Origin of the sequence: Neorhizobium sp. T7_12 (assembly GCF_002968535.1) — a bacterium.
In the GTDB taxonomy this organism is placed as follows: domain Bacteria; phylum Pseudomonadota; class Alphaproteobacteria; order Rhizobiales; family Rhizobiaceae; genus Neorhizobium; species Neorhizobium tomejilense.
Genome location: NZ_PVBK01000008.1, coordinates 229,923 through 242,668, shown reverse-complemented (window position 1 = coordinate 242,668; position 12,746 = coordinate 229,923). Strand labels below are relative to the sequence as shown.

At 61.7% G+C, this 12,746-nt stretch carries 11 protein-coding genes; 7 read left to right on the top strand and 4 right to left on the bottom strand.

The genetic code is table 11. The features are described 5' to 3' along the window. Positions 1-673: 673 nt before the first annotated feature. Entirely contained in the window at positions 674-1,822 is a 1,149-nt protein-coding gene (locus C5J26_RS19050) for a mandelate racemase family protein (RefSeq protein ID WP_046666301.1), read from the bottom strand. A 105-nt stretch (positions 1,823-1,927) separates the two neighbouring features. Continuing rightward, on the bottom strand, positions 1,928-2,728 hold the full coding sequence (locus tag C5J26_RS19045) for an NAD(P)-dependent oxidoreductase (protein WP_105403174.1): 801 nt from the start codon (positions 2,726-2,728) through the stop codon (positions 1,928-1,930). 159 nt (positions 2,729-2,887) lie between these two features. On the opposite strand from C5J26_RS19045, the gene C5J26_RS19040 reads away from it, so the two are divergent. Both C5J26_RS19040 and kdgD read left to right on the top strand, forming a co-directional pair. Beyond that, positions 2,888-3,652, top strand: coding sequence for a FadR/GntR family transcriptional regulator (locus C5J26_RS19040; protein WP_080951084.1), 765 nt, complete (start codon positions 2,888-2,890; stop codon positions 3,650-3,652). Between the two features lie 88 nt (positions 3,653-3,740). Beyond that, positions 3,741-4,673 (top strand): 5-dehydro-4-deoxyglucarate dehydratase, encoded by a 933-nt coding sequence (gene kdgD / locus C5J26_RS19035; protein ID WP_105403173.1) that lies wholly within the window; start codon positions 3,741-3,743, stop codon positions 4,671-4,673. Between the two features lie 158 nt (positions 4,674-4,831). On the opposite strand, the gene C5J26_RS19030 is transcribed toward kdgD, so the two are convergent. Beyond that, a complete protein-coding gene (locus tag C5J26_RS19030; protein ID WP_371681933.1) occupies positions 4,832-6,415 on the bottom strand; it encodes an ABC transporter substrate-binding protein in 1,584 nt (527 codons plus the stop codon). A gap of 259 nt (positions 6,416-6,674) precedes the next feature. On the opposite strand from C5J26_RS19030, the gene C5J26_RS19025 reads away from it, so the two are divergent. The 5 genes from C5J26_RS19025 to C5J26_RS19005 all read left to right on the top strand — a co-directional run bounded on the left by C5J26_RS19025 (position 6,675) and on the right by C5J26_RS19005 (position 11,459). Further along, positions 6,675-7,490 (top strand): NAD(P)-dependent oxidoreductase, encoded by an 816-nt coding sequence (locus C5J26_RS19025; RefSeq protein WP_105403171.1) that lies wholly within the window; start codon positions 6,675-6,677, stop codon positions 7,488-7,490. A 7-nt stretch (positions 7,491-7,497) separates the two neighbouring features. Beyond that, complete coding sequence (locus C5J26_RS19020; RefSeq protein ID WP_105403170.1) at positions 7,498-8,577, top strand: mandelate racemase/muconate lactonizing enzyme family protein; 1,080 nt, start codon at positions 7,498-7,500, stop codon at positions 8,575-8,577. A gap of 166 nt (positions 8,578-8,743) precedes the next feature. Beyond that, complete coding sequence (gene nirK / locus C5J26_RS19015; RefSeq protein WP_105403169.1) at positions 8,744-9,877, top strand: copper-containing nitrite reductase; 1,134 nt, start codon at positions 8,744-8,746, stop codon at positions 9,875-9,877. Between the two features lie 84 nt (positions 9,878-9,961). Beyond that, the gene (locus C5J26_RS19010; RefSeq protein WP_105403168.1) at positions 9,962-10,867 is read left to right on the top strand and encodes an SUMF1/EgtB/PvdO family nonheme iron enzyme; all 906 of its coding nucleotides are present in this window, start codon (positions 9,962-9,964) and stop codon (positions 10,865-10,867) included. Between the two features lie 145 nt (positions 10,868-11,012). Next, positions 11,013-11,459: a pseudoazurin gene (locus C5J26_RS19005; protein WP_105403167.1), complete on the top strand. Its 447-nt coding sequence runs from the start codon at positions 11,013-11,015 to the stop codon at positions 11,457-11,459. Between the two features lie 94 nt (positions 11,460-11,553). Here the strand turns inward: C5J26_RS19005 and C5J26_RS19000 are convergent, their stop codons facing one another. Beyond that, entirely contained in the window at positions 11,554-12,636 is a 1,083-nt protein-coding gene (locus tag C5J26_RS19000) for a PHB depolymerase family esterase (protein WP_105403193.1), read from the bottom strand. Between the last annotated feature and the right edge of the window lie 110 nt (positions 12,637-12,746).

Genomic DNA, 12,746 nt, shown 5'->3' with positions numbered 1-12,746 from the left:
CTCCCAGCCCATGCCTACAATCCCCCCGCTTCCGTCGCCGGAGTGTTTCGCGAGACGTTCGCGGGCAGGCGGGAGCCGGCGCTTTCATCAAAACCGTAACGTGCGGGGATGGTGGAAGAGGTGAAAGCCATGGAATGTTCGTCGCAAGGCAAGCCTTCCTATCAAGCCTCCCCCGGACAGCCATGTCCGGTTCGGTTGAGCCGTGCAAGTGGCAAGCCTGTCCCGAAAGGACGGGCGCAAATAAAGCCACGCAGCGAGGCGAGATGATCACCTGTAGGGGCCGGAAGCCCCGAAAGAACGCCGAAGGCCACGCGAATGCGGGCCATACTATTATTTTACTATGAGGTTCCGCATTCGTGTGGGCTCTCCGATCTTTGAAAACCACGGCAGGCGACTGCGCGGGGCTCCGGAATGTTGGCCGAAGGCTTTTGATCCTCGGTGATCGGATCCTCGGGTCAAGCCCGAGGATGACGAGTGTGTGTGGCTGTCTCTCACAAAAGCACCGTTTCAGCCCACTGCACTGCTTACTTTGGCACACCTCTCCGTCGTCATCCTCGGGCTTGACCCGAGGATCCAATCACCGACGACAGGCTTGTGCCGACTGCAAAACAAGAAACCCGGCCCCAAATGGGACCGGGCTTCTCTTTCCTGCTTGGGAGGCAGAATAAGCGGCTCACTCGACCAGGTTGGCGTTGATGAAGTCGAAGTTGATGTCTTCGCCCATGCCCGGCTTGTCGGAAATATGAACGAAACCGTCTTCGTCCATCGGATCGACGAGGGCGTTCAGGTATTCGAAGCCGTCGTCATATTCGAGGAACGGGTGCAGCAGGCCGCGCTCGTACCATTTCGCATTCTTGGTGCAGGCGGCGACGATCAGGTTTGGAGCGCCATTGCCGTGAATTTCGCAGTTCATGCCGAAGGATTCGGCCAGATGCATGGTCTTCATTGCCGGGCTGATGCCGCCGACGTCATGGACGCCTGTCCGCAGGATGTCGCAGGCCTTCGAGGTGATCCATTCGGCGCGGCTGAAATGCTTGCCGCCGGCGCTTTCCGGACCGAGGACCGGAATGTCGAGGTTTTCGGCAAGCCAGGCGTAGGAAGCCGAGCTCTGCTCGTCCATCGGCTCCTCGATCCAGTCGAAGCCGAGCTTTTCGAGGCCCCTGCCGAGTTCCAGCGCTTCCGTGCGGGTATACCAGTGGAAGGCATCGATCATCAGGTGGATATCCGGGCCCACAGCCTCGCGGACTGCGGCGCAGGCCTTGAGATCCATCTTGACATCCGGCGCCCAGGAGACCGGCGGCATCCAGGTGTGCAGCTTGATGCCCTTGTAGCCGCGCTTGACGAGCTTTTCGCCGAACCGGCCGTAATCTTCCGGGGTTGCGAGGCCGTTTTCCAGTTCGTCGCCGCACATGATCGAGCCATAGGCCGGGATCTTTTCGCGGTAGCTGCCGATCAGTTTGTGGACCGGCATGTTCAGCTTGCGGCCGGCAAGGTCCCACAGGGCGCAATCGACGATCGCGAGCGCCCGGTCGGTCAGCTGCATCGCGCTGCCGCGCTGCCAGTGAGCGAGGTCCTGCCACAGCCTTTCGCGGGCGAACGGATCTTCGCCGATCAGCACCTTCTTGACGAACTTGTCGATCACATGCGGGCGAACGACTTCCGGCGGGGCAAAGCAATAGCCTTCCGCACCGTCGTCGTCGACGATGGTCAGCAGCGCCAGGTTGACCTTGTGCGGCGGGCCTGGATGAGCATGGCCGGCGGTATCCTGGTGGCGGCGCGTGGTATGGGAGAATACGCGCACATTGACGTCTACGATCTTCACGAAATTCCTCCTGTCAGAAGCAGAGGGACGAACCTCCGCCATTTCATGTCGGGACCCGGCGAGGGCCGGATCGGAGCCGCCCGTCGGGCGGCGGAAGTCTGTCGTTTACGCATCGTCCGGATGGCCGGCCGAGGCGAAGGCGCCGCCTTGATAGATGACGGCGGGATCGGTCGGGTCCTGCCTGCCGGCTGCCGCCTCCACTTCGACGCGCCACTTTGCGGATGTGTCCTCGGGTTTCCAGCCGAGGAAAGCGGCATTGCGATTGTCCCACCACTGCTCGTCGTTGGCAGAGGCGCCGTAGACGATGGTGTGTGCAATCCGCGGCGCGGCAAAGGCGCGCCGGCAGAGGGAAAAGAAATCACGGTAGCTGAGCCAGGTCGCCAGCATGCGCGTGTTGGCCGGTTTTTCGAAGCACGAACCGATACGGACGGACAAAGTCTCCTGTCCGAATTTTTCGAAATAGAGGCTGGCGATCGCCTCTCCGAAGACCTTCGAAGCCCCGTAGAGCGAGTCCGGCTTCGGCACGACCGTGTTGTCCAGCCGTTCATCGCACCGATAGTAGCCGACGACGTGGTTGGAGCTTGCGAAGACGATGCGCGGCAGGCCGTTGTGCCGGGCGGCTTCGTAGAGATTGTAGAGGCCGACGATATTGGCCTGGACGATGAGGTCGAACGTCTTTTCGAGGGAAATGCCGCCGAGATGAATGATGCCGTCGACGCCCTCGACCAGTTTGGCGACGCCCGCGGCATCCGCCAGATCGCATTGAACGAAGGTTTCGCCTGCGCCCGCATCGGCGATCTCACCGATATCCGACAGCACGACATGCTCGGCGATCTCCCTCAGCATCGGCCGGATTGCCCGGCCGACACCCCCCGCGGCGCCGGTTAAAAGCAGTCTCTTGAGCATTCTTCCCTCATGGGCGGGCCGTCGGTGAATATGAGCCGGTTCGCCTTGTCATCATACCTCATAGGTCATCTCATACTATAGGTCCATGGCTGGGCGTCAATAAAATTCTTGCTCGGCGCTTGACAACTAGGGCAGGTTTTACCCCTCTAAGTAGCTGAAATGGCAAAGCGAGAGAGCGGGCTGACATTGAAGAGAGCAGATAACATCACCGGGGAGGCACCCTCGCGAAAAGGCCGCAATCTGGTCGAGACGGTTGGCCGGCGGATGCGGGATGCGATCGCGAGCGGCGCGTTGAAGCCCGGTGACAAACTGCCCACGGAGAGCGGGCTGACGCTGCAATACGAGGTCAGCCGCACGGTCATCCGCGAGGCGATCGCTTCATTGCGGGCCGATAATCTCGTCGAGGTCCGCCACGGCGTCGGCGTCTTCGTTCTGGCGCCGCAAGGCGGGCTGCAGGCGGGCTTCCGCACCGTGGATGCCAACCGCGTATCGTCCATCATCGAAATGCTGGAAGTCCGCGCTGCCATCGAGATAGAGGCTGCGGGTCTTGCTGCGGTCCGTTCGTCGCCGGCGCAGCAGGAGCTGATCTTCGAATGTCTCGAGACGATCAAGCGGCAGATCGCCGCCGGTGCGGCAACGGTCGAAAGCGACCGGGCTTTCCATTTGGCCATCGCGGACGCGACCAACAACCCGCGTTTCCGGGAGCTGCTGGAGGCGATCGGCAAGCAGATGATTCCGCGATCGCTGCTGCAGGAGGGTGAAGTGGAGATTTCGCCGCCTGAATACCTGGCCCAGATCCAGGATGAACATGCCCGTATCGCCCGCGCAATCACGGATGGCGATGATTCGGCTGCTCGCGACGCCATGCGCATGCATCTCAAGGGGAGCCAGCAACGCTATCGCTCGCTGATACGGCGGCCCTGATGCGCCCATAAAGATAATACAAGTATTGACAGTCATAATATGACTTGGTAGCCTTCTGGAAATCAACCAGGAAGGGACTGCCATGTCTATGGATCCAAATGAACTGAAGCATGCGCTCGGCGCCGGCCTCCTGTCGTTCCCCGTCACGCCGTTCGGCAAGGACGGCCTCTTCAACCGCAAGGTCTACGAGCAGCATGTCGGCTGGCTGGCCGGGTTCGACGCTTCGGTGCTTTTTGCCGCGGGCGGCACGGGCGAGTTCTTTTCACTGGAGCCCTCCGAAATTCCGGAGATCATCACCGCCGCCAAGGCTTCGGTCGGCAGCACGCCGATCGTTTCCGGCTGCGGTTACGGCACGCGGATCGCCGTCTCGATCGCCAAATCTGCCGAAAAAGCCGGTGCCGACGGCATCCTCCTGCTGCCCCACTACCTGATGGATGCCAGCCAGGAAGGCCTTTACCAGCATATCAAGACCGTCTGCCAGTCGGTCGGCATCGGCGTGATGGTCTATAACCGCGACAACTCGATCCTGACGGCGGAAACGCTGGCTCGGCTTTGCGAGGCCTGCCCGAATCTGGTCGGCTTCAAGGACGGTTCCGGCGACATCGGCCTGGTGCGCAAGATAACCGCGGTCATGGGCGACCGCCTGACCTATCTCGGCGGCATGCCGACGGCCGAGCTTTTTGCGGACGCCTATCTCGGCGCGGGCGTCACCACCTATTCCTCGGCGGTCTTCAACTTCGTCCCGGCGCTGGCCCAGAAGTTCTACAAGTCGCTCCGGGCCGGAGATACGGCTGCCACCAACCAGATCCTCGTCGACTTCTTCTATCCGTTCATGGAAATCCGCAACCGCCAGAAGGGTTACGCGGTTTCCGCCATCAAGGCCGGCGTGCGGCTGATGGGCTTCGATACGGGTCCGGTTCGCGCGCCGCTGACCGACCTGACCGCCGAAGAAGTCAAGATGATGGAGGCTCTCTGCGAGCCCTATCGCAATGACGCTCTCGGGGTGCAGGCGGCCGAATAGGCGTCCTCCCCTCCAACCCTCTCCGCGAGTGCATCAGCCGGCAGGTCCACCCTGCCGGTTTTTTCGTGTCCGCAGCCGAGCGTTGGCGGCGCATAAAAAAGCGCCCGCAACCGGGGTTGCGAGCGCTCGTCCTGGGAGGGACTTATCGCTTGAGTGGATCAGCGCTGCTTGGACACGCTACGCAGACGAACCGTCCAGCCGTAGTGGTTCACGTAACCCTTGACGTCGGCGCGATAGACGACGCTGTCGATGACCGCCGAGATCGGCTGCAGCGCGGGAACGAGCTCTTCGTATCGCTTCTGGATGTCTTCATAGGCCGTCTTCTGCTTCGCCTGATCGCGCTCCACCAGTGCCTTGGCGGACATGTCGTTCAGCTGCTGGTCGAAGAAGGACGTGCGCCAGCCGATGATGCCGCTGAGCTTGGCGTCGTCGGCGTTGTTCGGGTTGATGACGAGGGCGCGCAGGTTGGAATGCGGATGCGGCTCCTGGCCGCCGCCGCCGCGACCGACGAGCATTTCGAACTTGCGCTCGCGCATCGGGCCATAGATCTGGTCACCGGCGCCCTGGACGATTTCGGCCTTGATGCCGGCCTGGGCAAGGGTTGCCTGGATCGCGGTGGCGGTGTCCGTGAAAGGCGGCTCGTTGAGCGTCAGCAGCCTGACCGGGAAACCGTCGGGATAACCTGCCTTGGCGAGCAGTTCCTTGGCCTTGGCGACATCGAGCTTGTAGTCCGGGTCGGGCAGGCTGCCGATGACGCCGTCGGCGACCGGGCGAAGACGCTTCGTGCCGTAGTTCGGCATGATCGACTTGTTGATGCCGTCATAATCGATCAGATGGCGGATCGCGAGGCGCACATCCGGGTTCTTGAAGCGCTCGTCCTTCATGCTCACGGCGAGGAAATAGAAGCCAGAGCTTGGCGTGCGCTGCACCTCGACGTCCTTGTTCTTGCCGAGCGCAGCGATATCGGGAACCGAAAGGCCGACCGCGACGTCCACGTCGCCCTTTTCCAGCATCAGCCGCTTGGTCTGGGATTCCGGCATGTGCCGGAAGATCACGCGCTTCATCTTGGGCTTCTCGCCCCAGTAGTCGTCAAAACGCGTCAGGATGAGCATTTCGTTGGAGGACCAGCGCGTCAGGCTGAAGGCGCCGGAACCGGCGACATTGATCTTCAGCCAGGCCGCGGCCTTGTCGCCGTTCGCCTCGTGGCTCATGGCGGTCTTCATGTCGATGACCGCGCTGGCATCCGGCTTGCCAAAAATGTCCAGCGTGAGCTGCGGATCAGTCGGCTGAGCCGGCTTGAGGGTGATCTTGTTGCCATCGGCCGTCAGCAGCTGGTCGATATTGTTGGCCTTGTAACCGAAGGACGACCAGACGCCCGCGCCGACCAGGCCAAGGCTGATGTTGCGTTTGATCGACCAGATGACATCTTCGGCCCGGACGGGGTTCCCGGATGTGAACTTCGCGCCTTCCCTCAGCGTGAAGGTGATCGAGCCGTCATCCGCGACCGTCCAGGAGCTGGCGAGACCCGGATTGACGGTCTTCTTGTCCGGCGCGAGTTCCACAAGCGTATCATAGAGATTGGCGATGACACCAGTCGCCTCGCGGCCTGAAATCGCCGCCGGGTCGAGGGTCAGGATATTGTTCATGCTGAGGCCGACGATCAATTGGTCGGCGGGGGTATCTGCGTATGCGCCGACCGGCGCAGACAGCGTCAGAGCCGTGGCCAGAGCCACATGCTTCATCCATTTCATCTGGGGTTCCTCCATTCCAGGCAGTCAAATGAGTATGACGTCACATGACTACTGCATTGTATGAAGACGGAAAAGATAACCTTCGTCAACTGAGGTACGCCTATAAAATAATGCATCTCGCGCCATTTTGACTTCGGAGTAGCGCGGTCAAGGCCTTGATATCCTATTTCGAGCTTCCGGTCATATTATGAGTTGACGTGCATTTGAGGCACCTTCTAGATTGCAGGCAGCATGTCGAGGAGGAACGGGGATGAAGCGGCTTCTGATCACGGGGGCGGCCGGCAACATGGGCAAGGCCATGCGCCGGCGGCTGGGGCACCTGGCGGAGGTCATCCGCATTTCCGACATCTCTCCTCTGGACGATGTCGCGGCCAACGAGGAACCTTTTGCCTGCGACCTGGCGGATCCCGATGCCGTCCTGCGCATGGTGGAAGGGTGCGACGGCATCCTGCATTTCGGTGGCATTCCTTCCGAGAACACCTTTGCCAGCATTCTCGACAGCAATATCCGCGGCCTGCACAATCTCTACGAAGCGGCGCGAAAGCACGGAAAACCGCGCATCCTGTTTGCCAGCAGCAACCATGCGGTCGGCTTCTATCGGCAGGACCAGTTCTTCGGGGTCGATTGGCCCACCAAGCCGGACGGCCTTTATGGCGTCTCGAAATGCTTCGGCGAGGGCCTGGCGCAGATGTATTTTCACAAATTCGGCCAGGAGACGGCGATCGTCCGCATCGGTGCCTGCTGGCCGAAGCCGACGACGGTGCGGATGCTGTCGATCTGGCTGAGCTTCGACGACATGGCTTCGCTTGCGGAGAGGGTCCTCAAGGCTCCCTATCTCGGTTGCCCGACGATCTGGGGCGTTTCGGACAATCAGCCGAAATGGTGGGACAATTCCGCTTGCGCCTATCTGGGCTGGGTTCCGAAGGACAGTTCCGAGATCTATCGCTCGGAGGTGGAACGCAATCCGGGCATTCCGGACAAGGGATCTTCACAAGCCAAGTGGCAGGGCGGCGGTTTCGTCGACGATCCGATCTACACCGAACCTCCCCGTTCCCTGAACCGGTAACGTCCCCATGAAAATCACCGACCTCACCACCACCGCCGTCAGCCTCCCGCTGGCAGAACCGCTCGGCAATGCCACGGCGACCATCCATCAATTCTCCTGCATCGTGATCGATCTCGTCACCGACGAGGGATTGCGGGGCGAAAACCTGATCTTCACCATCCGGCCGGAGCAGTTGAAGCTTCTGGACAGCATGGTGCATGTGCTGCGGGATGCGGTGATCGGGCGCGATCCGGACGATACGGGCGCCTTCTGGCAGGACGCCTGGCGACGTATCAACTTCATCGGTTTCACCGGCGTCTCGATCATGGGCATTTCGGCGATCGATGGCGCCATGTGGGATCTGAGAGCCAAGCGCGCCGGTCTTTCGATCTCGCGGATGCTGGGACGTAGCCGTGAAGTCATTCCGGCTTATGCGAGCGGCGGCCTCTGGCTCACCCAGGACATTCCCTCGCTCGTCCGGCAGGCGGAAGGTTTCGTCGCAGCCGGCTTCAAGGCGATGAAGCTGCGGCTTGCCGGGCGGATCGATGTCGACCTGCCGCGTGTGAAGGCCGTTCGGGCGGCGATCGGCAGCGATATCGGGCTGATGATCGATGCCAACCAGGTGCTCGAGGCCGATGCGGCGATCAGGCTCGGCGATGCGCTGGCGCCGTTCGATATCGCCTGGTTCGAGGAGCCGGTGCCAGCCCACGCATTGGAGGATTCGGCCAAGGTGGCGAGGGCCCTGCGGATGCCGATCGCGTCCGGTGAGAATGAATACACGCGCTACGGTTTCCGGCGGATGATCGAGACGGGAGCCGCCTCCATTCTGATGCCGGATCTCCAGCGGGTTGGCGGCGTCACCGAATTTTCCCGCGTCGGCGCACTGGCGGCAGGCTTTGACCTGCCGATCTCGTCGCATCTTTTCCCCGAAATGAGCCTACAGCTGCTGGGACACGTCCCGACCGCCCATTCCCTGGAATACGTGGAATGGTTCACGCCGCTCTACGAGGAGAAGATAAAGCTCGTTGACGGGACGGCCCAGATTCCGGATGCGCCCGGCTGGGGGATGTCCTTGGACCGGGATGCGATCCGCCACCACGCTCTCTAGGCTGAAATCCGCATAGGACGAGATTTGCCCCGTTTTCTTGCGAAAGCGCAAGCAAATGCCCATGCCCTGTTTGTTTCACGTCAAAGAGAAGAGGTTGGCGTAGACATAAATTCTATTTCCAGAGGACGGCGATTTACTCCGCCCCTTGTTCCGAAGGAAAGAAACCATGACCGACAAGATTCAGATGACCAGACGCTCGATCCTTGCGGGGGCAGCCTTTGTTGGCGCGATCGCACCGGTCGTGCAGGCTTCCTTTGCCCATGCGGACGAAGCGCCCCCCGCAAAGATGAAGCCGGGCGACCTCTCGCGCCTCCGCCGTGAGAAGGTCGAGCTCGTGAAGCCGCCTTTCGTCCATGGCCATGCTCAGAAAGCCGATGGCCCGCCGAAGGTCGTCGAATTTACGCTGACCATCCAGGAGAAGAAGCTCGTTCTCGACAAGGAAGGCACCGAAATCAATGCGATGACCTTCGATGGGTCGGTTCCGGGTCCGCTCATGGTCGTCCATCAGGACGACTACGTCGAACTCACCCTCATCAACCCCGACACCAACGAACTCCAGCACAATATCGACTTCCACTCGGCCACCGGCGCCTTGGGCGGCGGAGCGCTGACGGTGGTGAACCCCGGCGAGAAGACTATTCTCAGGTTCAAGGCAACCAAGGCCGGCGTCTTCGTTTACCACTGCGCACCTCCCGGAATGGTGCCGTGGCACGTTACCTCGGGCATGAACGGCGCCATCATGGTGCTCCCGCGCGATGGCCTCAAGGACGGCAACGGGAAACCGCTGACCTACGACAAGATCTACTACGTGGGTGAACAGGATTTCTACGTCCCGCGCGACGAGAACGGCAAGTTCAAGAAATACGCTAGCGCCGGCGAAGCTTATGAGGACACCCTCAAAGTCATGCGGACGCTGACGCCGACGCACATCGTCTTCAACGGGGCCGTCGGCGCCTTGACGGGCCAGAACGCCATGACCGCCGCGGTCAACGAGAGGGTGCTCATCGTCCATTCGCAGGCAAACCGCGATACGCGGCCCCACCTCATCGGAGGCCATGGCGACTATGTCTGGGCTACGGGCAAGTTCGCCAACCCTCCGGAAATCGACCAGGAAACATGGTTCATCCCGGGCGGTGCGGCAGGCGCTGCATTCTACACCTTCCAGCAGCCCGGCATATACGCCTACGTCAACCATAACCTGATCGAGGCCTTCGAACTGGGCGCTGCGGCGCATTTCAAGGTCACCGGTGATTGGAACGACGACTTGATGACGTCGGTCCTGGCGCCGAGTGGCACCTGACCGGAAACGGCCGGGAGCATGAGCTATGCATGCCCCCGGCCGACCTTCATCCCTGCAAGCTGGATTTCGCCTCGGGAGGCGAACATGCGATGGACATACGACAGGCCAAAGCTCTCGCTCCTCCATACCGGGCTTCCGATCACGCTGATCGCCGTGCTGGCGGCGGGTATCTTCCACCAGGCGGGTTTCATGAAACCGGCGCCCCCAGAGGGCGCGGTCTATGAGCCGGCGACGGTCGTTGTTTCTCCCCGCAGCTACAGCTACAGGAGCGACGGAGAGTTCCTGAAGGGCACGGCGCCCATTGATCCGCCGATGAAGACGGTGGTTGCGGCGTCGAGCCTGACGATCACGAAAAATCACGTCACGGCCTCGGAATACCGGGAGTGCGTCGCCGCGCGCGCCTGCAAATCCTCTGAGGCGACCTCATTGAAGCCGGACGTGCCCGCCACGGGCGTGAGCTTCGACGATGCCACGGCTTACGCCCGCTGGCTCTCGGATGTGACCGGGGAATACTGGACCCTGCCAACCGACCAACAACTGGCTCAGGCCGCGGGCAAGAGGTTCCCGGATGATGCTCTCGGCCTTGATCCGGACAGCAAGAACCCGGCGCTGCGATGGCTCGCCGACTACGAGCGCGAAGCGCGTGAGCGGGCGACAGGCGATCCGGTGCCCCGGCCGACGGGAAGTTTCGGGGAGAACGAATATGGCCTGGCCGACTTTGGCGGCAACATCTGGGAATGGACGTCCACCTGCCATCGCAGGGTCCATCTTTACGTGAACGGGTCCGTTCGCGCCTCCGAGGAGATTTGCGGCGTCTACGTGACCGTGGGTCCGCATCGCTCGCCGATGAGTTCCTTCGTCCGCGATCCGAAAGGCGGTGGCTGCGCGGTCGGGACGCCGCCGGACAATCTGGGCTTCCGCCTGGTCAAGTCCACCCGGTGGTATGCGCCGCTTCTGAAGACGCTTCGCCAGGCCGGTTGGGCAACGTGATCGTCATCCGCCATCCGTCCCAAGCCGACGTCAAGCGGGCCGCGAGCAAACTCCGAACCGTTTGTCGTAGGTCAAAGAGGACCGGCTTTTTTGCCCTAGTGTGAATTCAACGAAGCCGAGGGCTTTCGAGAAAAGGAGTAAGGAAATGAAGAAGATTTTGGCATCCCTGGTCGGCGCGGCAATCGCTACGGCTGTCTGCGCAACGGCGGCTTTTGCTGCCGATTTCCAAGTGCAAATGCTCAACAAGGGCAAGGACGGCGCGATGGTATTCGAGCCGAGCTCCCTCAAGGTCGCCAAGGGCGATACCGTCACCTTCGTCCCGACCGACAAGTCCCACAACGCCGAAACCATCGACGGGCTGATCCCGGAAGGCGCAAAGCCTTTCAAGGGCCAGATGAACGAAAGCGTCAAGATCACGTTCGACGTCGAGGGTGCCTATGCCGTGAAATGCGCGCCGCATGTCGGCATGGGCATGATCGGCCTCGTGGTTGTCGGCAACGCTCCTGCGAACCTGGAGGCCATCAAGACCGCGAAACTGCCCAAGAAGGCTCGCGAACGTCTCGACGCGGATATTGCTGCTTCCGGCGTTTAAGCCGGAGTGCCCGGCGGCGGCCATTCCCTCTCCCCCTGGCCGCCGCCGCGCCCATTCTCCCGGCCCCATCCTGCGCGAGATCCGGCGCCGTTGGTCAGCGCATCAGGCCGGCCATGCGAAGCGCATTCTCGATGATCTGCTGGATGCCTTCCGGCTCTTTTGCCTTTTGGGAAGAAGCGGATGCCCGCTTGGCGCCGTCGCTCTTCGCCCGCAGGGGCTCGACGCCTTCGCGAAGCAGGCCCCAGCTTTTTGCCGAATGAAGCGTCGACGATATGCCGACATCCAGCAGATAAGGCGCGGCGTTCTCGTCGCCGAGCGCCGGATCGATCGGCGTTCCGTGGCCCATTCCGGCAATGCTGTAATATTCGATGGCTTGCCTTCCGCGGGCATCCTTCCAGACGGTTCTCGACTGGCCGTCGACCGTTTCCGACAAGTCGGGCCGTGCGTCGACGTCGTGAACGGCCCGCCACTGGTCGATGATCGCCTGCGCATTCGCCTCTGCGACCGTCTTGTCCTGGGTGCCCTGCCACACCGAGATGGTCGGCCATGGTCCCTCATGGGTGGAAGCGGCCCTCAGCCGCGACTGAAGCGTCGATGGTGCCGGCAGGCCGTGGCCGCGCATCCGGTCGAATGCTTCGGGCACCGTCGCGGTGACGCCATAGGGCAGGCCTGCGATGATCGCTCCGCCGGCGAAGACCTCCGGATAGGTGGCGAGCATGGTATTGGCCATCGCACCGCCCGCGGACAGGCCGCTGACATAGATGCGCGACGGGTCGATCCCGTGTCGGGAGACCACCGCATCGATCATCTGGCGGATCGAGTGCGCTTCGCCCTGGCCGCGGCGCGTATCGCCCGGAAGGAACCAGTTGAAACAGAGATTGCCGTTATTGGCGCGGACCTGTTCCGGCAGGAGCACCACGAACCCGTGCCGCTCGGCGAGTTTCGACCACCCGGTGCCGTGGTCATAACCGGAGGCGGTCTGCGTGCATCCGTGAAGAACGACGACAAGGCCGGGGTGTTTGGGAAGCAAGGAGGGCACGTAAACCTTGGCTGCCAGCGCTCCGGGGTTGGATCCGAAGCTTTCGAGCGCCTCCAGATGGCTGGGGGCGTCGGTCTGTTCTCGACCCAGTGATTTCAAGCGGGCAAGCCGCTCCAGCGTATCCGACAACGATCTCATCATGCCTCCTGGCAATCATTGCCGGCGTGGCAGTGATCAATGACAACGTCCCCTATATGGGAAGCGTTGCTGCACTGCAAAATTATTTTTTTGGTAAGGTTTGTTTTGAT